The organism is Pseudomonas sp. MWU12-2345 (assembly GCF_023242385.1).
Taxonomy (GTDB): Bacteria; Pseudomonadota; Gammaproteobacteria; order Pseudomonadales; family Pseudomonadaceae; genus Aquipseudomonas; species Aquipseudomonas gingeri_D.
The window spans coordinates 71076-91578 of record NZ_JALLJA010000016.1 but is presented as its reverse complement, the minus strand read 5'-3'; the positions used below and the strand labels follow the sequence as shown (position 1 = coordinate 91578).

Genomic DNA, 20503 nt, shown 5'->3' with positions numbered 1-20503 from the left:
CGGCCTCAGGTTTGAGGGCCGCTTCGCGACCCTCGGGAGCAAGCCCCTTCTTCACAGTCAGCGGCCCTTGAATTGCGCCACATTGTCGCTATGCACCTGGACTTGTGGCTTGGCCACCACGCCCAGGCGTTCACCGGTCTGGGCGTCGAACAACAACACCTTGGCCGGATCGAATTGCAGGGTCAGGGTTTCACCCACCTGCGGAGCCACGTCCGGTGCCAGTCGGCAGCAGACCTTGGTCCCGTTGAGGTTGACGAACACCAGGGTGTCCGGACCGGTCGGCTCGGTCACCTGGACTTCGGCACGGATGCTCGGCAACCCATTGGGCTCGCCCTGCATCAGGCTGATCTGTTCCGGACGCATGCCGAGGATGATTTCGCGGTCTTCAAGACCGGCATCGGTCACCCCCAGCGGCAGCTCGCAACGGGCCTGGCCGCTGTCGAGCAGAGCCAGCAGGCGACCATCCTTGCGTTGCAGGCGCAGGGGGATGAAGTTCATCGGCGGCGAACCGATGAAGCTGGCGACAAACAGGTTCGCCGGGTCGTTGTAGATCTGCTTCGGCGTGCCGAACTGCTGGATGATGCCGTCCTTCATCACCGCCACCTTGTCGCCCAGGGTCATGGCTTCGATCTGGTCGTGGGTCACGTAGACCGTGGTGGTTTTCAGGCGCTGGTGCATCAGTTTCATTTCGGTGCGCATCTCGACCCGCAGCTTGGCGTCGAGGTTGGACAGCGGTTCGTCGAACAGGTAGATCTTCGGCCGCCGCGCCAGGGCACGGCCCATGGCTACACGCTGTTGCTGACCACCGGACAACTGGCCGGGCTTGCGGTTGAGCAAGTGTTCGATCTGCAGCAGCTTGGCGACCCGGGCGACTTCCTCGTCGATGGCCGACTGGGCCATCTTGCGGATTTTCAGACCGAACTCGATGTTCTCGCGCACGCTCATGGTCGGGTACAGCGCATAGGACTGGAACACCATGGCGATGTCGCGATCCTTCGGGCTCATGCCGCTGACGTCCTGGTCATCGATCATGATCGCGCCGCCGGTGATGTTCTCCAGGCCCGCGATGCAGTTCATCAGCGTCGACTTGCCACAGCCCGAAGGCCCGACCAGGATCAGGAACTCACCGTCCGAGATCGACAGTTCGATGTTCTTCAGGGTGTCCGGCAAACCGGCGCCGTAGGTCTTGTTTACATTGCGAAGTTCGAGCGTTGCCATGATTACCCCTTGACTGCGCCGGCCGTCAGCCCGCGCACGAAATACTTGCCTGCGACCACATAGACCAGCAGGGTCGGCAGCCCGGCGATCATCGCCGCTGCCATATCAACGTTGTATTCCTTGACCCCGGTACTGGTGTTGACCAGGTTGTTCAGCGCCACCGTGATGGGCTGCGAATCACCGCTGGAGAACACCACGCCGAAGAGGAAGTCGTTCCAGATCTGGGTGAACTGCCAGATCAGGCAGACCATGATGATCGGGGTCGACATCGGCAGGATGATCATCCGGAAGATGGTGAAGAAACCCGCACCATCCAGGCGTGCCGCCTTCACCAGCGCATCGGGAATGCTCACGTAGTAGTTACGGAAGAACAGCGTGGTGAACGCCAGGCCGTAAACGATGTGCACGAACACCAGGCCCGTGGTGGTACTGGCCAGGCCCATCTTGCCGAGGGTGAACGAGGCCGGCAGCAGCACGGTCTGGAACGGCAGGAAGCAGCCGAACAGCAGCAGGCCGAAGAACAACTGCGAACCGCGGAAGCGCCACATCGACAGCACATAGCCGTTCAACGCACCGATGGCGGTGGAGATCAGCACCGCCGGGACGGTGATCTTGATCGAGTTCCAGAAGTAGCCGTTGACCGTGGCCCAGGCCTTGACCCAGCCGATATCGGTAATCACCGTCGGCCAGCTCAGCAGGTTGCCGGTGCTGATGTCTTCCGGTGATTTGAAGCTGGTCAACAGCATGACCACCAGCGGTACCAGATAGAGCAGCACGGCGAGGATCAGCACCGCGTAGATGGCGATGCGGCTCAGGCTGATCGCCGGTTTGTGGGCGAGACTAGTCATTACGCTTGGTCCTCAGCTCGGAGTACAGGTAAGGCACGATGATCGCGAGAATCGCACCGAGCATCAGAATCGCACTGGCCGAGCCCATGCCCATCTGGCCGCGACTGAAGGTGAAGGAATACATGAACATGGCAGGCAGGTCGGACGAGTAGCCCGGACCACCGGCGGTCATCGCCGCCACCAGGTCGAAGCTCTTGATCGCGATGTGCGCCAGGATCATCACCGCACTGAAGAACACCGGACGCAGGCTGGGCAGCACCACTTTCCAGTAGATCCTCGGCAGGCTCGCGCCATCGATCTGGGCGGCACGGATGATCGATTGATCGACACCGCGCAGGCCGGCCAGGAACATCGCCATGATGAACCCCGAGGCTTGCCAGACCGCTGCGATCACCAGGCAATAAACCACGCGATCGGGGTCGATCAGCCAGTCCAGGCGGAAGCCTTCCCAGCCCCAGTCACGCAACAGTTTGTCCAGGCCCATGCCCGGGTTGAGCAGCCATTTCCAGGCGGTACCGGTGACGATCATCGAGAGCGCCATCGGGTACAGGTAAATGGTGCGGATAAAACCTTCGCGCCGGATGCGCTGGTCGAGGAACACCGCCAGCAGCACGCCGATCACCAGAGTGACACCGATGAACAAACCGCCGAACAGCGCCAGGTTCTTGCTCGCCACCCACCAGCGGTCGTTGTCGAACAACCGCGCATATTGCGCCAGGCCGACCCATTTGTAGGACGGCAGGAAAGTCGAGTTGGTGAACGACAGTACGAACGTCCACAGGATATAGCCATAGAAGCCCACCAGGACGATAAACATGCTGGGCGCCAGCACCAGTTTGGGTAGCCAGCGCTGCAATGCATCGAACGGCGAGGCTTTGCTGAACACAGCAACAGAACTCATGGGAAAATCCACTACAGGGAAAAGGGACTACATGCAGATCCTCTGCAGGAGCCGGCTTGCTGGCGATTGCGATTGCTCATCCAACGACGATGTTGACTGTCAGATAAAAATCGCCAGCAAGCCGGCTCCTGCAAGGGAACCTGCGGTGCTGAAACTACTTGGCGGACTTGACCGCCGCGCCGAGTTTCTTGGCGGCATCGGCTGGATCGGCTTTCGGGTCGTTGATGTAGTTGGTCACGACATCAAAGAACGCACCCTGTACGGCCAGCGTGGTCGCCATGTTGTGCGCCATGCTTGGTTGCAGACCGCCGGTCTTGGCATCGTCCAGGAAGTCCTTGGCCGACTTCTGGGCGCACTCGTCGAAACCGAGCTTGTCCATTTCGTGGAGCATGTCGTTGCGAACCGGGATCGAGCCTTTGTTGATGCTGAAGACTTTCTGGAAGTTCTCACCCAAGGCGACCTTGGCAATATCCTGCTGACCTGCCGCGGTGCCCTTGTCTTTCTGCTTGAACACCGCCAGGGAGTCGATGTTGTAGGTGAAGGCTTTGTCAGTGCCCGGGAAGGCTACGCATTCGTAGTCCTTGCCAGCGACTTTCTTGGCCGCCGTCCACTCGCTCTTGGCCCAGTCACCCATGATCTGCATGCCGGCCTTGCCGTTGATGACCTTGGCCGCTTCCAGGTTCCAGTCCTGGCCTTTGCCGTCCTGGTCCATGTAGGTCGCGACTTTCTTCAGCTCGGTCAGCGCCTTGACCATGTCAGGACCGGTCAGCGCAGCGTTGTCCAGATCGACCAGGGCTTTCTTGTAGCCATCAACGCCCATGACCGACAACACCACCGCTTCGAACACGGTGCTGTCCTGCCAAGGCTGGCCACCGTGGGCGAGCGGGATGAAACCCGCGGCCTTGAGCTTGTCGCCGGCGGCGTAGAATTCCTCGAGGGTGGTCGGTGCTTTTTCGATGCCGGCTTTCTTGAAGACCGCCGGGTTGATCCACAGCCAGTTGACGCGGTGGATATTCACCGGCACGGCCACGTAATCACCGTTGTACTTCACGGTATCGGAGACTTTCTTGTCGAGCAGGCTGTCCCATTTCTGTTCTTTGGCAACACCCTTCAGAACGTCAGTGTCGAGCAGCCCGGTGGACGCCCATTCCTGGATATCCGGACCTTTGATCTGCGCGACACCCGGTGGGTTGCCGGCTACGGCGCGACTCTTGAGCACGGTCATGGCAGTGGAACCGCCGCCGCCGGCTACCGCACCGTCTTTCCAAATAAAGCCGTCTTTTTCAACTTGGGCCTTGAGGACATCGACCGCGGCCTTTTCACCACCGGAAGTCCACCAATGAACCACTTCCACCGTTCCTTTGGATTCGGCGGCCAATGCACTGAGAGGAAACAACGAGGCGAGAGAAACGACGGCGGCGAGGCGGGAAATCGAATTCATCTGTAGTACCTTTCTTGTTGTTATGCATGCAAGTCTGGTGCTTGCGCTGCATGGGATTCTAGTCAAGGCAAGGCCCTTCGCAGGTAACGAAGGGACGTGCAAATGTCACTGCATGGTTACATAAATTTCGTTGCCGTTATCAGCCCAGGATTACCGGGCCAGAGCGCTCGCGAGGCTCGGGGCGAGTGGCAGCCCCGGAAGCAGCACCGCTTGAAAGGCATGATAGAGGTCGGGTTTGCCGCCCCAGATCTTGGCATCGGGCCGATTGTGCTCATCCAGTTCGTGATGCCAGCTGCCCAGTTCCAGGTCGATGAAGTGCACATCGATAAAATCCCAGAAGCGTCGATACCAGGTTTCGTACTGCGCCTCGCCGGTGCGCCGGAGCAAGGCGGCGGCCGTGGCGCTGGCTTCGGCATGGGTCCAGTGCAGGCGCTGACGGACCACCGGACGGTTGGCCCAGTCCAGCGTGTAGACGATGCCCGCCGCGCCATCAGCGTGCCAGCCATGGCGGCAGGCGCTGTCAAACAAACCGCGGGCGTCGTTCAACAACCAATCGGGGGTGAACAAGCCGGCCTGGCGGCGCGCGGCCTCCAGGTGCAGGACCAGCCGCGCCCATTCGAAGCCATGACCGGGCGTGGTGCCGTAGGGGCGAAAGCCGTCCGCCGGGTTGTCGTGGTTGTACTCGCGCAGGGGTTGCCACTGGCGGTCGAAGTGTTCGATGACCATGAAATCGTTGGCGGCGGCATGCTGGTGGATCACCCGCTCGACGATACGCAGCGCGCGATCCAGCCAGCGACTGTCGCCGGTGACATCCGCCAGGGCGAGAAAGGCCTCGGTGCCGTGCATATTGCTGTTGGCACCGCGATAGGCTTCTTCCTGTTGCCAATCGCGGGTGAAGGATTCGCGCAGGGTGCCCTCCTCCTCGTTCCAGAAATGCGTCTCGAGCACGCGGATCGCTTCGGCCAGCAGGCGCGGGGCATCGGCACTGCCGGCAACCACCGCGGAACTCGCGGCCAGGGCCACAAAGGCGTGCAGGTAGGCAGCCTTGCCGCTGTTGCCGTCGCGGTGATCGGGGACCGCATACCAACCACCGTGGCTGGCATCGCGCAACGGCCCCCAGAGGGCGGCGACACCGTGATCGACCAAGCCCAGGCAACCGGGAATTCCCTGGATATGGGCCATGGCGAAACTGTGGGTCATGCGCGCGGTGTTCATGGTTTCGGCCATGGCGTCGTCCGCCAGTTGCCCGTGCTCGTCGAGATTGCCGAAGCCTTCGGCCAGGCGCGAAGCCTTGGCAAACGCCAGCAGCCGCCGGCCTTCGGCCAACAACCAGGCACGATGAGCCGGGGCATTGAGCCAACTGCTGAACGGCAGTTCAAGGGTGTCCATCGGAGTACCTTTCTTGTTGTTAGGAGCCAAACGATTATCCGGCGATTCTAGCCAGCCATTCTTCGCTGCCAGGTCACGAAGCCCCGCGCAAATGTCACCAGACAGTGACAAAAATCAGAGAAGGTCCCTTCGGCCCCAGACTCTGCGAGGTAGGAAAATTGCTGAATAAGTCGTTTCCCTTTCCAATGTAGGAGCGATCCCTAACGTCTTTTCCCACATTGAAGCACTCCTTTACTTCGGCGAATCTGCTGCACTTCTTCATTTCAGGTGCGCCGGTCAAGCGCCCCCAAGGAGGTGTGATCCATGGTTGCCCCCCACCTGCGCAACCCCCGCCAATGCTGCATTTTCCCGGTCTACAACGGACAAGGTCTGTGTGCCTGGAGGGTCGAGGTCATGCGTGGCGGCGCCCAATTGGGCGGTGTTTTCAGCTTCGCCGAGTGTGGTGGCGAGGAACCGGCCCGGTGCATGGCCGAGTCCTACCGCAACGCCCTGGTGCTGAAAATGCAGCCGTCACAAAGCTATGCAGAGCGTCAGCGCCTGATGCCTCATAACACCAGCGGACATCCCGGGGTGATCCGGGTCGAGACCAACAACACCGGCTACTGGCGGGCCAGCACGCGGATTCATGGCTACTGCCTGAGCCGCAGTTTCAGTGTGCGTCGCCACGGCGAGGAGCAGGCCAAGCGCCTGGCGCTGCGTGAGCGTGAACGCCAACTGGCGTTGTGCAACGAGCCCTATGAACAGGCGATGGAAGCCTTGCAACGCTACTTCAGCCAGAGCAACAGCCGCGTGCGCGAACACCGCATCCGCGCGGCCATGGCGCGACCGCGGGAGGTGCGGGCCTCAGCCGATATCCTTCCGCCGGACCCGCTCGAGCCGGCGCTGAATATCAGTGCGGAACAGGCGTTCCTGTCGATCAGTCGGCATTTCGCGGCAAGTACAAAGTAACCCGCAACCCGCCGTCGCGCAGGTTCTGCAAGCTCACTTCGCCGCCATGGCTGTGGGCGATATTGCGCGCGATGCCCAGCCCGAGGCCGTAGCCCTGTTGCTGGCCGGACAAGCGAAAGTGCGGTTCGAACACCTGCTCCAGGCGCTGCTCGGGCACCCCGGGCCCTTCGTCATCGACGTGCAGCACAAAAGCTTCGTCGTCGTCTTCGATATGCAGGTGGGCCTTGTCACCATACTTGAGGGCGTTGTCGATCAGGTTGCCCATGCAGCGTCGCAGCGCCAGTGGCTTGCCGGGAAAGGCCGCGTGGGCGCGACCGTCCAGCGAGACCCGACCATTGCCGTTGGGTGGCAGGTAGGGTTCGATCAGGCAATCGAGGGCGTGGTTGAGGTCCACCGGCTCGATGTTCTCGTGGATATCGGTGTCCTTCACACATTGCAGCGCGCCCTTGACCAGCATCTCCAGTTCATCGAGGTCGCGACCGAACTTGTACTGCAGCTTCTCGTCCTCCAGCAGTTCGACCCGCAGGCGCAGCCGGGTGATGGGGGTGCGCAGATCGTGGGAAATGGCGCTGAACAACTGGCTGCGCTCGGTCAGGTAACGGCTGATACGCTCACGCATGGCATTGAACGCCCGGCCCACCTCCACCACTTCGCTGCCACCGCCTTCGGCCACCGGCCGTACTTGCGCATCCCCCAGGGACATGTCCCGCGCGGCCCGCGCCAGGCGTTTGAGGGGACGGCTCTGCCAGTGCACCAGCAGGCCGATGAATAACAGCAGAAAGCCACTGGTCAGGACGATAAACCACACCTGCTGGGACGGCAGGCCTTCCTCTTCCAGGCTGGTGTAGGGCTCGGGCAGCAGGGAGGCGATATACAGCCATTCGCCGGGGGACATCTGGATCTGCGTCACCAGCACCGGCGGATTGACCGGTTCCAGGGTCAGCGCGTAGTGGGCCCAGGAACGCGGCAGCTCGTCGAGCTTCAGGCCACCGTTGAAAATCCGCAGGTCGTCGGGGCTGACGAATTGCACCGAGATATCCACCTCGTTGCCCAGCGCCTGGCGCAGCACCTCGTGCACGGCATCGAGCACCGCGGTCTTGCGCGGCGTGGCCGGCAGCAGGCGCATATCCAGGGGCTTGTCGTTGAGGGTCACGACAAACCGCGTACCGCCCATGCTGCGCAATTGATCGAGCACCAGCGGGCGATAGGCCAGCGGCAGCGAGCGCAGGTAACTGACACTGGCGGTCATCGAATGGGCCAGGCTGCGGGCACTGGTGACCAGGCCTTCGAGCTGCGTCGCGCGCAACTGCGAAAGCCAGATCACGCTGGACAGCGTCTGGGCGATCAACACCGCCAACAGGGTCAGCAGCAACATGCGCCCCAGCAGCGAGCGCGGAACCGGCAGGCGCCGGCGCAGCTCAGAGGGCATTGGCCGCGGTGACGTTGGCCGCCAACTGATAGCCGCTGCCGCGCACGGTGCGGATCAGTCGCGGCGGCTTGTCGGTGTCGCGCAGGCGTTGGCGCAGGCGGCTGACCGCCATGTCGACGATCCGGTCCAGGGGCATCAGGTCACGCCCACGGGTGGCATTGCCGATGGTGTCGCGGTCGAGGATTTCCTGGGGGTGATCGAGAAACAGCTTGAGCAGGGCGAAGTCGGCACCGGAGAGAATCACTTCTTCGCCGTCGGTGTGGAACAGCCGGTGGCTGACCGTGTCCAGGCGCCAGTCATCGAAGGCCAGCACCTCGCTGCCGTTGCGCTCCTGGCCGAACTGCGCGCGGCGCAACAGGGCCTTGATCCGCGCCTGCAGTTCCCGTGGGCTGAAGGGTTTGCCCAGGTAATCGTCGGCCCCCAGTTCCAGGCCGATGACCCGATCAGTCTCGTCGGAGCTGGCGGTGAGCATGATGATCGGCACTTGGGCCTGGCGCGGGTGTTGGCGGACCCAGCGGCAGAGACTGAAACCATCTTCGTCGGGCAGCATGACGTCAAGGATCACCAGATCGCTGTGGGCATCGTTGAGGGCCTGGCGAAAGCCGGCGCCATCGCCGACGGTGCGCACCTGGAAACCGGCACGGCTGAGGTAGGTGTCCAGCAATTCACGGATTTCCTGATCGTCGTCGACCAGGAGAATGGACTTACTGAATACGCTCACGGAAATCGTCCTTGTTGTTGTGGGGAGGACTGAAATGCGGATTATGCCTTAATCGATTAAGCCGTGAAGCATGTGTTGCCTGGCCGGACGCTTTCGCGGCGGTGCGGCGATCCGACAAGCCCTGCTCCTACAGTTTGATGTCGTGTACAAAACCTAGGTACGACGACGTACGGTAGGAGCAGGGCTTGCCCGCGAAGAACGCGCCACGTAACGGGATCAGTGCGCGAAAGCCTGCTGCAACGCCACCCCCGCGCCGATCAACCCGGAATACGGGGCCGTCACCAGCCACACCGGGATCCCCTTGAAGTAATCGCTCATGCAGCCTTTGTCAGCAAAGCTCCGAGCAAAACCGCTGTTGATGAAAAAGTCGGCAAACCGTGGGATCACCCCACCGACGATATACACCCCACCGCGCGCGCCCGTGGTCAGCACGTTGTTGCCGGCCACCCGACCCAGCCAGCAGCTGAACTGCTCCAGCACTTCCCGGGCAATCGGATCGCCGGCCAGGCCGGCAGCGGTAATCGACTCCGGAGTTTCCAGCACAGGCACATGCCCGTCCACCGCGCAGATCGCCCGGTACACCCGCGGCAAACCGCCACCACTCAAGGCAGTCTCGGCGCTGACATGGCCGATTTCACTGTGGATATGCTGCCAAAGCTGGGTTTCACGCAGGCTGCTCAGGGGCAGGTCGACATGCCCGCCCTCCCCCGGCAAGGCCATGAAGTGCTGCTCGCCCAAGTGCAGCAGGGTGCCGACACCGAGCCCGGTGCCAGGACCGATCACCACCGCCGGACGCAGCGGCTCCGGCGTGCCTTCGCAGACCACGCGGTAGTCACCCGGCTCCAGGCGGGTCATGCCCAGGGCCATGGCCGAAAAGTCGTTGACCAGCAACAGCTCGTCGACCTGCAAGGTTTCGCAGAACGCCCGGCGGCTCAGCCGCCAGTGGTTATTGGTGAAACGAAACTCGTCGCCACCCACCGGGCCGGCCACCGACAGGCACACGGCGCCGACCGATCCCAGCGCCAGGCCCAGGCCGTCGAGGTAGACCTTGATGGCCTCCTCGGGGCTGCTGTGATCGACGGTCGCCAGGACCTTCACTTCATCCAGGGCATTGTCCTTCCACAACGCGAACCGCGCATTGGTCCCGCCAATGTCGCCTACCAACGCCAACTTCATTCAAGGTGCTCCAGGGCCGAAGTGAACGCGCTGGCGCCCTGCTCCGCCGAGCTGAAGGCCATGCGCATGAAGCCGAAGAGTTCGCGGCCACAGCCGATATTATTACCCAACGAGCCGATCGCAGGCGCGCGCGCGGCGAATTCGGTGTCGTCCACCAGCACCCGCAAGGTGCCCTTGACCCCGTCCACGCGGATCACGTCGCCATCGCGGACCCGCGCCAGCGCCCCACCCACATGGGCTTCGGGGCAGACATGGATGGCCGCCGGAATCTTGCCCGAGGCCCCGGACATCCGCCCGTCGGTGACCAGCGCGACCTTGAAGCCACGGTCCTGCAACACGCCGAGGAACGGCGTCATCTTGTGCAGTTCCGGCATGCCATTGGAACGCGGCCCCTGGAAGCGCATCACCGCGACAAAGTCCTTCTCCAGCAAGCCGGCCTTGAACGCGTCGGCCAGGTCCTGCTGGTCCTCGAACACCACCGCCGGTGCTTCGACGATCTGGTGTTCCAGGGCCACGGCGGAGACTTTCATCACACCACGTCCGAGGTTGCCTTCCATCACCCGCAGGCCACCTTCAGGGGAGAAGGCACGGGCCACGGGGCGCAGGATGGTTTCATCGAGGCTTTCGATCGGGCCGTCGCGCCATACCAGTTCACCGTCCTGCAGGAACGGCTCCTGGGTGTAGCGGCTCAGGCCGTGGCCGGCGACGGTATTCACGTCTTCGTGCAACAGGCCGGCTTCCAGCAGTTCGCGGATCAGGAAGGCCATGCCGCCCGCCGCCTGGAAGTGGTTGATATCGGCCTTGCCGTTCGGATAGACGTGGGACAGGGTCGGCACCACTTCGGAGAGGTCGGCCATGTCCTGCCAGGTCAGTTGGATACCGGCCGCCTGGGCAATCGCCGGCATGTGCAGGGTGTGGTTGGTGGAACCGCCGGTGGCGTGCAGGGCAACGATGGAGTTGACCAGCGAACGCTCGTCTACAATCTCACCCAGGGGCATGAAGCTGCCGCTCTGTTTGGTCAGGCGGGTGATCTGGTGCGCCGCTTCGCGGGTCAGGGCATCACGCAGCGGGGTATTCGGGTTGACGAAGGACGAGCCCGGCAGGTGCAGGCCCATGACTTCCATCAGCAACTGGTTGGTGTTGGCGGTGCCGTAGAAGGTGCAGGTGCCGGGGCTGTGGTAGGACTTCATCTCCGACTCCAGCAGCTCCTCGCGGCTGGCCTTGCCTTCGGCATAACGCTGGCGCACATCGGCTTTTTCCTTGTTGGAAATCCCCGAGACCATCGGCCCGCCGGGCACGAAGATGGTCGGCAGATGACCGAAGCGCAGGGCGCCCATCAACAGGCCGGGCACGATCTTGTCGCAGATGCCGAGCATCATCGCCGCGTCGAACATGTTGTGGGACAGGGCCACGGCGGTGGACAACGCGATCACTTCGCGGCTGGCAATGCCCAGCTCCATGCCCGGCTCGCCCTGGGTCACGCCATCGCACATGGCTGGCACGCCACCGGCGAACTGGCCGACCGAACCGATCTCGCGCAGGGCCTGCTTGATCTGTTGCGGATAGGTTTCGTAGGGCTGGTGGGCGGAGAGCATGTCGTTATAGGAAGAAACGATCGCCACGTTGGCGGCGTTCATCAGACGCAGGTTCTGCTTGTCGTCGGTGCCACACCCGGCCACGCCGTGGGCAAAGTTCGCGCATTGCAGCTTGCCGCGCATCGGGCCGTCACTGGCGGCACCGCGAATCAGTGCCAGATACGCCTGGCGAGTGGCTTGGCTACGGGCGACAAGCCGTTCGGTGACCTCAAGAACGCGGGGATGCATGTGTAGAACTCCAGGCTAACGGATGTGGCGACCTGTGGTTCCAAGCTGACCGAAAGCCTCGTATGGCGGGGCTTTTCAATCATCTGGACCTGTTGATTCAGGTCACTCGTTGTAGATAAAACAAAATATTGCCACTAAAAAGGCTTGTTTTCTATTTTTATGCGAATAATCTTGTAATTCCAACAACAAAACTATGACAGGCGCTTCCCTAAATGACTCTACGAATCGCAATCAACGGTTTTGGCCGCATCGGCCGCAACGTCCTGCGTGCACTCTATACCCAAGGTTACCGCCAGGACCTGCAGGTCGTCGCCATCAACGACCTGGGCGACAGCGCCATCAATGCTCACCTGCTCAAGTACGACACGGTTCACGGCACCTTTGATGCCAGCGTAGAACACGACAATGAAAGCCTGACCGTCAACGGTGACCGTATTTCGGTCAGCGCGATCCGCAATCCGGCCGAACTGCCCTGGGCCGCCGAGAAGATCGACGTGGTTTTTGAATGCACCGGTCTGTTCACCGACCGTGCCAAGGCCGCCGCGCACCTGACCGCCGGCGCCCGCAAAGTGATTATTTCCGCACCGGCCAAAGGCGCCGATGCCACCGTGGTGTACGGGGTCAACCATGACATCCTGCGCCAATCGCACCAGATCATTTCCAACGCATCGTGCACCACCAACTGCCTGGCCCCGGTGGCCCAGGTGCTGCACCGCGAGTTGGGTATCGAAAGTGGCCTGATGACCACCATCCATGCCTACACCAACGACCAGAACCTGACCGACGTCTACCACACCGACCCGTACCGCGCGCGTTCGGCGACCCAGAACATGATCCCGAGCAAGACCGGCGCCGCCGAAGCGGTAGGCCTGGTGCTGCCGGAACTGGCGGGCAAGCTGACCGGCATGGCCGTGCGTGTGCCGGTGATCAATGTGTCCCTGGTGGACCTGACCGTGCAGCTCAAGCGCGAGGCCACGGCGGAAGAAGTCAACGCCCTGCTCAAGGAAGCCAGCCAGCACTCGAAGATCCTGGGTTACAACACCCTGCCGCTGGTTTCCAGCGACTTCAACCACAACCCGCTGTCGTCGATCTTCGACGCCAACCACACCAAGGCCAGCGGCAAGCTGCTCAAGGTCCTGGCCTGGTACGACAACGAGTGGGGTTTCTCCAACCGCATGCTGGATAACTGCCTGGCGCTGTGCAACGCCGAATAAATGCGGAACGAGGAACAGGCGTGGAGCAGGAACCGATGATAGGGATCAGCTTTACCCAGGCCACCATGGCGGCGCGCAAGCGTATCGCCCTGGTGGCCCACGACCATTGCAAGGTGTTTTTGCTGGACTGGGCCGAGCGCCAGAAAGATCGTCTGGCCCAGCATGAGTTGGTGGCTACTGGCACCACGGGGTTGTTGCTGAACAAGCGCCTGGGGTTGGCGGTGGAAAGCATGATCAGCGGCCCGTTGGGCGGCGACCAGCAACTGGGTGCCCGCATCGCCGAGCAGCGGGTGGACATGCTGGTGTTCTTCTGGGATCCGTTCGAGCCGCAGCCCCATGACCCGGATATCAAGGCTTTGTTGCGGGTCGCGGCGGTGTGGAATATTCCCGTGGCCTGCAACGAATGCACCGCCGATTACCTGCTCAGCAGCCCGATGATGGAACAGGCCCATGAGTATCGGGTGCCGGACTATGAGGCGTATCTGGCGGCACGGCGTTAACGTCGGTCGGCCATGCTGAACACAATCTCCTGTGGGAGCTGGCTTGCCAGCGATAGCGGTGGTGAATGTGACATCGCCATTGCTACGTCAGCGCTTTTTACCGTTGACGAGCCCGTCGCTTATCCATAGGATTTGCTCCATTAGCCACCCGGACAGGGCTCAAATGCTGTAAGCATTGATTTCGCCGGGGTGACATACGAAAGTGTTGAAAGCCCGCCTTTGGCGGGCTTTTTTCGTTTTTGCCCCTGAATACAGTTCTTGAAACTCCATTCTTGATTGCATACCCTCTTCACGAGTTTCGATAAGGAAGAATGATCATGCGACCGTCTGTTGTACTCGACATGAATCGAGGCGCAGTACGCGAAGCGACAAGTCGCTTTCACGCGGCGAACCCGCGGGTCTTTGGTTCAGTGCTGCACGGTACTGACGGGGACGGTAGCGATCTCGATCTACTGGTCGACGCGCTGCCCGGCACGACGATGTTCGATCTGGGCGGCCTGCAGGATGAGCTGGAGTCGTTACTGGGTATCCACGTCGATCTGTTGACCCCTCCCGATCTACCGCCAAAGTTCCGTGCCAAGGTTCTCGCGGAAGCGCAGCCCGTATGAGCGAGAACCGCCTGCCCGATTACCTCGACCACATGCAGCAGGCTGCGGTCGATGCGTGCAGCTTCGTGGAAGGACTGGCCAAGGATGACTTCCTGGAGGACAAGCGTACCCAGCAGGCTGTCATCATGAGCCTAATCATCATCGGTGAAGCGGCGACGAAAGTGATGGACGGCTACTCCGAGTTTACCCAGGCTCACATGCAAGTACCGTGGCGCAGCATGCGCGGTATGCGCAACCGCATTGCCCACGGTTACTTCGACATCAACCTCGATGTAGTGTGGGACACCGTGCAATCTGCATTGCCGGAGTTACTGAGACAACTGGCCGCCGTGCGCCAGGATGCCGAAAGCGATGAGATAGAATAATGCCCCCCCCGGACAAGGCTCAAATGTTGTAAGCATTGATTTCGCAGGGAACAGACGAAAGTGTTGAAAGCCCGCCTTTGGCGGGCTTTTTTCGTTTTCACTTGTCGGTTTCAGTCGAATGACGGTGACACAGAATCAGGTGCTCGCGAACCTTCCAGCAGCGCATCCACCACCGCACGCGCCACCTCCACCGAATGCAGCATGCCCCAGAACAACGCCCGCTCGACGGGGTTGATATGCAGGCTGATTTCATCGCCATTGAGCTCCGCCGTTTCGAGCAGATTCGAAACGTAGGTCAACGCATCCTGGGCACTGATGCCCGGTTGAATGGCAAATAGCGTGGGCTTGTATAGGGATTCGGGGATGACCGGTTTGGAGCAGGTGAACGCGAGGGTATCGAGTAAACGAGGCGTGTTTGCCGGAACCCGTTCGGTCTCACTGGCGGGATCATCAGAGACTTTACGAAGATACTTCTCTTTGTCGACGGTGCTGGGTGCTTTACGAGAGAGAGGCGAATCGGAGATGGTTTTCTTTGTCACGGTGACGCTCCTTAAACCGCTTTCGCGGCGTTGTGCGCCTTTGCTTAACTCCGGGCTGCAAACCCCGTACCGCTGAGTTTTCAGCGACGACCAAATCTAGCGCTCACCTTATGCACCTGCAATCTTCTCCCACCTCCGCGGACAGTAGGAAATATCAGACATTTTCGAAATCCACTCAGCCACTCTGTAGGAGCAAGACACCAACGGCGAAATACATTAAGACTTGACCTACAAGGCAGATGATAAGCATTATCATTCGCTTGCAATCGGTCCGGTGCTTCCGTGAGTCAGTCCCACTTCAATACTGTCTTCCTCGCCCAGCGTGTCACGCTGCTGCGGACCTTGCAGCGCATGGTCAATAACCCCAGCACCGCCGAAGACCTGCTGCAGGAAACCTACCTGCGGGTTACCCGTGCCCTGAGCGAACGTCCGGTGGATCACCTCGAACCCTTCGTCTTCCAGACCGCCCGCAACCTGGCCCTGGATCATCTGCGCGCGCTGCGTATCCAGTCGCGCACCCTGATGGACGATGTGCCGCTGGACGTCATGCAGAATGTCGCCGCGCCCCTGAGCACTGCGGAAGACGCCATCCACGCCGAGCAGATGCTCAAGCGCCTGAGCGTCAGCCTCGGCCAGTTGAGTGCCCGCCAGCAGCAGATTTTCATCCTCAGCCGCCTCCACGGCTACAGCTACCAGGAGATCGCCGACGAGCTCGATGTGTCCCTGAGCACCGTGCAAAAAGAGCTCAAGCTGATCATGGCGATCTGTGTCGGTGTGGCCGAACGCCTGGATCGCCCTTAAGCTCTGCTGCCCGATAGCGTGGATAATCCGCTCAAACGTCCTACAGCTCTATCACGCAAAACCATAAGATCGTTGAACCAAACCGTGGCAAACGTTGCCGAGGAACACCCGTGACAGACAGTCAAGACCCGCGCCCCTCCGGGCCGGTGCCCCATGACGCAGCCATGGATCAGGCACTGGACTGGCTGATCCTGATGGAGTGCCCGAGCGCCGAGCAGCAGGCCGCCTTCGACACCTGGCTGGCCGCCGACCCGCGCCATGCCCAGGCCTATGCACGCGCCAGCGGCGCCTGGAACGCGCCGCCGGTGTTTGCCGCCGCCCAGGTCCTGCAACAACGGCGGCGCCCGTCACTGCTGCGGCGTCTGCGCCCACACTGGAAACCCCTGGCCACCGCCGCCGTGCTGCTGATCGCCATCGGCAGCTACAGCAATCTGCCCCTGCGCCTGCAGGCCGATCACCTGACCGTGGCCGGCGAACGCCAGCATCTGCAACTCGAGGACGGCTCGAAAGTCCTGCTCAACACCAATTCAGCGTTCTCCAGCAACTTCAGCGGCCGCCAACACAAGGCTCGGCTGTACAAGGGCGAGGCGTTCTTCGAGGTTGCCGCCGAGCGCGAACACCCGCTGGAAATCGATGCCGGACCAGTGCGCGCCAGTGTCAGCGATACCAGCTTCGCCGTGCGCTACCTCGATGGCGAGGCGCAGGTGCAGGTCCAGCGCGGCGATGTCGACCTGCGCACTCTCGATGACAGCGCGCGCCTGCGTCTCTCCGCCGGTAACAGCGTAAAGGTCGGGCCCCATGGCTTCGGCCGCCCGGAAAAGCTCGATGCGCAGAAGGACCTGGCCTGGGTCCAGGGCCGCCTGGTGTTCGAAAACTGCCCCATGGGCCAGGTCCTGGCCGAACTGCGGCGCTATTACCCCGGCTGGATCGTCAACAACAACGAACACCTGGCCCAGGTCGCCGTCACCGGCAACTACCGTCTGGACAAGCCCCTGGACGTGGTCCGCTCCCTGGCCCAGATCACCTCCGCCAAGGTTTCGGAGTACCCGGCGCTGGTGATTCTCAACTGAGGATAATTATTTTTACGCGATAGCCGCTACCCATACGTCTCGTTATAGCCAATGCGATTGATTCTCACTTTGAATCACGCAGCACCTATAACGATTCGTCCACCCGGGAGCGCTATCGATGCCCACTCGTTTTACCTCCAAGGCCCGCGCCGGCGGCCTGCAACAATGCACCTTGTCCTTGCTGACCGCGGCCATCCTGCTGGCCGGCGTACAAGCAACGCCAGTGCTGGCCGCCAGTAGCGCCGAACAACCGGCCAGGAGCCTGGGCAACTACAGTTTCTCGATCGCGCAACAACCCCTGGTCTCGGCGCTCAACGCCTTCACCTCGATCACCGGCTGGCAGGTCGGCTTGCCCGCCGAACTCGGCCAGGGCGTGGCCTCGCCGGGCGTACGCGGTGCGCTGCCGCCGGAAAAAGCCCTCGAGCGCCTGCTGGTCGGCACCAACCTGAGCTACCGCAAAGTCGGCGACAACAGCATCGTCCTGGAAAAACGCGCCAGCGGCAGCATCCTGAACCTGGAGCAGGTGACCATCAGCGCCACCCGCCAGGAGCAGGACGTCAACTCGGTGCCCAACACCGTGACGGTGAAGGACCGCCAGCAACTCGACCGCCAGAACGTCAACACCCTCAAGCAACTGGTGCGTGACGAACCCGGTGTCTCGGTCGGCGGTGCCGGCCAGCGTGGCGGCGGCATCAGCAACTACAACATTCGCGGCATCGACGGCGACCGGATCCTGACCCAGGTCGACGGCGTCGAAATTCCCGACAGTTTCTTCAACGGTCCCTACGCCAACACCCAGCGCAATTACGTCGACCCGGAAATCATCAAGCGCGTGGAGATCCTCCGCGGCCCGGCCTCGGTGCTCTACGGCAGCAACGCCATCGGCGGCGCCGTGAGCTACTACACCCTCGACCCGGAGGACATCATCAAGCCCGGCCAGGACGTCGGCGCCCGCCTGAAAAGCGGCTACAGCTCGGCCGATAACAGTTGGCTGACCTCCGGCACCGTCGCCGGACGCAGCGGCGACTTCGACGGCTTGCTGCACCTGAGCCAGCGCAACGGACGTGAGACCGAGTCCTATGGCGATACTGGCGGAAACGGCCTGAACCGCACCGCCGCGAACCCGGAGAAAGCCCGGGCCACCAACGTGTTGGCCAAGCTCGGCTGGAACTACAACGACACCTCGCGCCTGGGCCTGACCTATGAGCGCTACAAGGACTCAGTCGATACCAACGAACGCAGCGCCGTCGGCGGCCCGTTCAACGTCGGCCAGCCGCTGAGCATGTACCGCTCGCGCACCGGCAACGACACCATCAGCCGTGAACGCTTCGGCATCGAGAACAGCTTCGGCCTGGACAGCGCCGTGGCCGATCATCTCAAGTTGAGCCTGAACTACCAGATCGCGAAGACCGACCAGAGCACCCTGGAAAACTACTTCCCGTTCACCCGTAATGTCCTGCGCAGCCGCGATACGGTCTATGAAGAGAAGCAATGGGTCTTCGATGCCCAGGCCGACAAGGCCTTCACTATCGGTGCGACCGATCACTTGTTGACCTATGGCACCACCCTCAAGCAACAGGAGGTCACCGGTTCCCGTAGCGGTTCCGGGGTCTGCCTGGCCGTGGGCCGGGGCTGTACCGCCGTGGGCGCCGACAGTCCGTCCGACCGCCTGGTCAAGTCCAGCGACTTCCCCGACCCGACCATCGACAGCTACAGCCTGTTCGCCCAGGACCAGATCAGTTGGAACCAATGGACCTTCCTGCCGGGCCTGCGCTATGACTACACCCAGCTCAAGCCGCATATCACCCAGGAGTTCCTCAACACCATCGCCGCAGCGGGCGGCGGCGCCGTCGACGGCTCCAACAAGACCTGGCATCGCGTCTCACCCAAGTTCGGCCTGACCTACGCCCTGAGCGACCAGTACACCTGGTACGGCCAGTACGCCGAAGGTTTCCGCACCCCGTCGGCCAAGGCCTTGTACGGTCGCTTCCAGAACCTGAGCACCGGCTATCAGGTCGCACCGAACCCGAACCTGCAACCGGAAAAGAGCAAGAGCTACGAGACCGGCCTGCGCGGCAAGTTCGACGCTGGCTCGTTTGACCTGGCGGTGTTCTACAACCAGTACCGCGACTTCATCAACGAAGACGCCATCGCCCCCGGCTACAGCGAGCTGACCTTCCAGACCAACAACATCCGGCACGCCACCATCAAGGGTGCCGAACTCAAGGGTCGCCTCAACCTGGATGCCTTCGGTGCGCCGCAGGGTCTCTATAGCAAGGGTTCCGTGGCCTATGCCTATGGCCGCAACAACGACACCGGGCAACCGCTCAACAGCGTCAACCCCCTCACTGCCGTCATGGGCCTGGGCTACGACCAGGACAACTACGGCGGCCTGTTGAGCTGGACCCTGGTACAACGCAAGAACAGGGTCGACAGCAGCAACTTCTTCTCCCCGGACGGCAAGGGCGAGCAGTTCAAGACCCCGGGCTACGGCCTGCTGGACCTGACCGGCTACTACAAGGTCAGCCATGACATCACCGTCAATGCCGGTCTCTACAACCTGGCCGACAAGAAGTACTGGAACTGGGATGACGTACGCGGCTACGACAGCGTCGGCGAAGCCGGTGTGCTGAACCCGGCCAACCTCGAGCGCCTGACCGCCCCGGGACGCAACTTCTCGGTCAACCTGGTCTGGGATATCTGACCGGACCGCACCTCACCCGGCCGAATATTGCAGGGCCCGGGTGAGTTTTTTTACTGTCGCGCGTCTTCTGATTCGTCTCGTCAGACAGTGCCTCTCATTCTCAAGGACATGCTCATGACCACCCCGGACAACACCCAACGCCCGAGCCTGCGCTCGCAACGCCTGAACCAGATCACCCATGAACCCCATGCCAGGCTCGACCAGTTGGTCAAAACCCATGCGCCGTTCGAAACCCAGGCGAATTTCGCCCGTTTCGTGGTGGCCCAGTACCTGTTCCAGTCGGAGTTGGTGTCGCTGTACAACGATCCCGAACTGATCGCCATCGTCCCGGACCTGGCCGAACGTTGCCGCGCTGAAGCGGCCAAGGCCGATCTGGCGGACCTGGACACCGAAGTACCCGCGCCGATGGCCGGTGCCGTGAAGAACCCGAGCAAGGCCGAAGCCCTGGGCTGGCTCTTCGTTTCCGAAGGTTCCAAGCTCGGCGCCGCGTTCCTGATCAAGCGCGCCGTGGGCCTGGGCCTCAGCGAAACCTTCGGTGCCCGCCACCTGGGCGAACCGGTCGGCGGTCGCGCCGAGGGCTGGAAAAGCTTTACCCGGACCCTCGACGGGCTGGAGCTGAGCGCCGAAGAAGAAGCCGCTGCGGAGAAAGGCGCGATTGATGCGTTCGTGCGCTTTACCCTGTTGCTGGAACAGGCTTACGCCACGGCGCCGGAACTGGCCTGAGTAGGAGCGAGCTTGCTCGCGATGGACGTCAACGATGACGCAGGATAACTGGAGCACCGCAGCGCTCTTCAGACCATCGCGAGCA

Annotated in this window: 19 protein-coding genes; 9 read left to right on the top strand and 10 right to left on the bottom strand. The window is 61.9% G+C overall.

Going from position 1 to position 20503, the window contains the following annotated elements; genetic code table 11:
* Positions 1–57: 57 nt before the first annotated feature.
* From ugpC to M5C71_RS25700, 5 genes are all read right to left on the bottom strand, one after another.
* The gene (gene ugpC / locus M5C71_RS25720) at positions 58–1218 is read right to left on the bottom strand and encodes a sn-glycerol-3-phosphate ABC transporter ATP-binding protein UgpC (protein ID WP_103498593.1); all 1161 of its coding nucleotides are present in this window, start codon (positions 1216–1218) and stop codon (positions 58–60) included.
* A gap of 2 nt (positions 1219–1220) precedes the next feature.
* The gene (locus M5C71_RS25715) at positions 1221–2066 is read right to left on the bottom strand and encodes a carbohydrate ABC transporter permease (protein WP_103498592.1); all 846 of its coding nucleotides are present in this window, start codon (positions 2064–2066) and stop codon (positions 1221–1223) included.
* Positions 2059–2967: a sugar ABC transporter permease gene (locus M5C71_RS25710; protein WP_103498591.1), complete on the bottom strand. Its 909-nt coding sequence runs from the start codon at positions 2965–2967 to the stop codon at positions 2059–2061. The genes M5C71_RS25715 and M5C71_RS25710 overlap by 8 nt, the downstream gene beginning before the upstream one ends.
* A 154-nt stretch (positions 2968–3121) precedes the next feature.
* Complete coding sequence (locus M5C71_RS25705) at positions 3122–4408, bottom strand: ABC transporter substrate-binding protein (protein WP_248747723.1); 1287 nt, start codon at positions 4406–4408, stop codon at positions 3122–3124.
* Between the two features lie 150 nt (positions 4409–4558).
* Complete coding sequence (locus M5C71_RS25700; RefSeq protein ID WP_248769002.1) at positions 4559–5797, bottom strand: AGE family epimerase/isomerase; 1239 nt, start codon at positions 5795–5797, stop codon at positions 4559–4561.
* Between the two features lie 303 nt (positions 5798–6100).
* On the opposite strand from M5C71_RS25700, the gene M5C71_RS25695 reads away from it, so the two are divergent.
* Positions 6101–6745, top strand: coding sequence for an AP2/ERF family transcription factor (locus M5C71_RS25695; RefSeq protein ID WP_103498588.1), 645 nt, complete (start codon positions 6101–6103; stop codon positions 6743–6745).
* Here M5C71_RS25695 and M5C71_RS25690 read toward each other — a convergent pair.
* The 4 genes from M5C71_RS25690 to edd form a co-directional block, all read right to left on the bottom strand.
* Positions 6714–8174: a HAMP domain-containing sensor histidine kinase gene (locus tag M5C71_RS25690; protein WP_177143353.1), complete on the bottom strand. Its 1461-nt coding sequence runs from the start codon at positions 8172–8174 to the stop codon at positions 6714–6716. The two genes, M5C71_RS25695 and M5C71_RS25690, sit on opposite strands and share 32 nt — an antisense overlap.
* Positions 8164–8895 carry a response regulator transcription factor gene (locus M5C71_RS25685; RefSeq protein ID WP_100944075.1) on the bottom strand — a complete coding sequence of 244 codons (732 nt, stop codon included), beginning with the start codon at positions 8893–8895 and terminating at the stop codon, positions 8164–8166. The genes M5C71_RS25690 and M5C71_RS25685 overlap by 11 nt, the downstream gene beginning before the upstream one ends.
* Positions 8896–9111: 216 nt before the next feature.
* Complete coding sequence (locus tag M5C71_RS25680; RefSeq protein ID WP_248769001.1) at positions 9112–10071, bottom strand: glucokinase; 960 nt, start codon at positions 10069–10071, stop codon at positions 9112–9114.
* A complete protein-coding gene (edd, locus tag M5C71_RS25675; RefSeq protein WP_103494205.1) occupies positions 10068–11894 on the bottom strand; it encodes a phosphogluconate dehydratase in 1827 nt (608 codons plus the stop codon). The genes M5C71_RS25680 and edd overlap by 4 nt, the downstream gene beginning before the upstream one ends.
* A gap of 212 nt (positions 11895–12106) precedes the next feature.
* Between edd and gap the strand changes: the two genes are divergently transcribed.
* From gap to M5C71_RS25655, 4 genes are all read left to right on the top strand, one after another.
* A complete protein-coding gene (gap, locus tag M5C71_RS25670) occupies positions 12107–13108 on the top strand; it encodes a type I glyceraldehyde-3-phosphate dehydrogenase (RefSeq protein ID WP_103494206.1) in 1002 nt (333 codons plus the stop codon).
* A gap of 35 nt (positions 13109–13143) precedes the next feature.
* Positions 13144–13608 (top strand): methylglyoxal synthase, encoded by a 465-nt coding sequence (locus tag M5C71_RS25665; RefSeq protein WP_100944170.1) that lies wholly within the window; start codon positions 13144–13146, stop codon positions 13606–13608.
* A gap of 317 nt (positions 13609–13925) precedes the next feature.
* Positions 13926–14216, top strand: a complete 291-nt coding sequence (locus M5C71_RS25660; RefSeq protein ID WP_177102705.1) for a nucleotidyltransferase family protein — start codon at positions 13926–13928, stop codon at positions 14214–14216.
* Positions 14213–14581: a DUF86 domain-containing protein gene (locus M5C71_RS25655; protein ID WP_177102707.1), complete on the top strand. Its 369-nt coding sequence runs from the start codon at positions 14213–14215 to the stop codon at positions 14579–14581. Before M5C71_RS25660 ends, M5C71_RS25655 begins: the two co-directional genes overlap by 4 nt.
* A gap of 110 nt (positions 14582–14691) precedes the next feature.
* Here M5C71_RS25655 and M5C71_RS25650 read toward each other — a convergent pair whose 3' ends face one another.
* Entirely contained in the window at positions 14692–15120 is a 429-nt protein-coding gene (locus M5C71_RS25650) for a hypothetical protein (protein WP_248769000.1), read from the bottom strand.
* A 282-nt stretch (positions 15121–15402) separates the two neighbouring features.
* Between M5C71_RS25650 and M5C71_RS25645 the strand changes: the two genes are divergently transcribed.
* The 4 genes from M5C71_RS25645 to M5C71_RS25630 all read left to right on the top strand — a co-directional run bounded on the left by M5C71_RS25645 (position 15403) and on the right by M5C71_RS25630 (position 20418).
* Positions 15403–15921 carry an RNA polymerase sigma factor gene (locus M5C71_RS25645; RefSeq protein ID WP_103494207.1) on the top strand — a complete coding sequence of 173 codons (519 nt, stop codon included), beginning with the start codon at positions 15403–15405 and terminating at the stop codon, positions 15919–15921.
* Positions 15922–16085: 164 nt separating this feature from the next.
* Positions 16086–16991 (top strand): FecR domain-containing protein, encoded by a 906-nt coding sequence (locus M5C71_RS25640; protein ID WP_152741353.1) that lies wholly within the window; start codon positions 16086–16088, stop codon positions 16989–16991.
* Positions 16992–17109: 118 nt separating this feature from the next.
* Complete coding sequence (locus M5C71_RS25635) at positions 17110–19695, top strand: TonB-dependent receptor (protein ID WP_248768999.1); 2586 nt, start codon at positions 17110–17112, stop codon at positions 19693–19695.
* A gap of 114 nt (positions 19696–19809) precedes the next feature.
* Positions 19810–20418 carry a biliverdin-producing heme oxygenase gene (locus M5C71_RS25630; RefSeq protein ID WP_177102725.1) on the top strand — a complete coding sequence of 203 codons (609 nt, stop codon included), beginning with the start codon at positions 19810–19812 and terminating at the stop codon, positions 20416–20418.
* Positions 20419–20503: the final 85 nt, after the last annotated feature.

Excerpts from the sequence above, each read along its gene's own strand:
- M5C71_RS25635 (WP_248768999.1), top strand. The coding sequence starts at position 17,110 with ATGCCCACTCGTTTTACCTCCAAGGCCCGCGCCGGCGGCCTGCAACAA.
- M5C71_RS25710 (WP_103498591.1), bottom strand. The coding sequence starts at position 2,967 with ATGAGTTCTGTTGCTGTGTTCAGCAAAGCCTCGCCGTTCGATGCATTG.
- gap (WP_103494206.1), top strand. The coding sequence starts at position 12,107 with ATGACTCTACGAATCGCAATCAACGGTTTTGGCCGCATCGGCCGCAAC.
- M5C71_RS25690 (WP_177143353.1), bottom strand. The coding sequence starts at position 8,174 with ATGCCCTCTGAGCTGCGCCGGCGCCTGCCGGTTCCGCGCTCGCTGCTG.
- ugpC (WP_103498593.1), bottom strand. The coding sequence starts at position 1,218 with ATGGCAACGCTCGAACTTCGCAATGTAAACAAGACCTACGGCGCCGGT.
- M5C71_RS25695 (WP_103498588.1), top strand. The coding sequence starts at position 6,101 with ATGGTTGCCCCCCACCTGCGCAACCCCCGCCAATGCTGCATTTTCCCG.
- M5C71_RS25700 (WP_248769002.1), bottom strand. The coding sequence starts at position 5,797 with ATGGACACCCTTGAACTGCCGTTCAGCAGTTGGCTCAATGCCCCGGCT.
- M5C71_RS25640 (WP_152741353.1), top strand. The coding sequence starts at position 16,086 with ATGGATCAGGCACTGGACTGGCTGATCCTGATGGAGTGCCCGAGCGCC.
- edd (WP_103494205.1), bottom strand. The coding sequence starts at position 11,894 with ATGCATCCCCGCGTTCTTGAGGTCACCGAACGGCTTGTCGCCCGTAGC.
- M5C71_RS25715 (WP_103498592.1), bottom strand. The coding sequence starts at position 2,066 with ATGACTAGTCTCGCCCACAAACCGGCGATCAGCCTGAGCCGCATCGCC.
- M5C71_RS25630 (WP_177102725.1), top strand. The coding sequence starts at position 19,810 with ATGACCACCCCGGACAACACCCAACGCCCGAGCCTGCGCTCGCAACGC.
- M5C71_RS25665 (WP_100944170.1), top strand. The coding sequence starts at position 13,144 with ATGATAGGGATCAGCTTTACCCAGGCCACCATGGCGGCGCGCAAGCGT.
- M5C71_RS25705 (WP_248747723.1), bottom strand. The coding sequence starts at position 4,408 with ATGAATTCGATTTCCCGCCTCGCCGCCGTCGTTTCTCTCGCCTCGTTG.
- M5C71_RS25655 (WP_177102707.1), top strand. The coding sequence starts at position 14,213 with ATGAGCGAGAACCGCCTGCCCGATTACCTCGACCACATGCAGCAGGCT.
- M5C71_RS25680 (WP_248769001.1), bottom strand. The coding sequence starts at position 10,071 with ATGAAGTTGGCGTTGGTAGGCGACATTGGCGGGACCAATGCGCGGTTC.
- M5C71_RS25660 (WP_177102705.1), top strand. The coding sequence starts at position 13,926 with ATGCGACCGTCTGTTGTACTCGACATGAATCGAGGCGCAGTACGCGAA.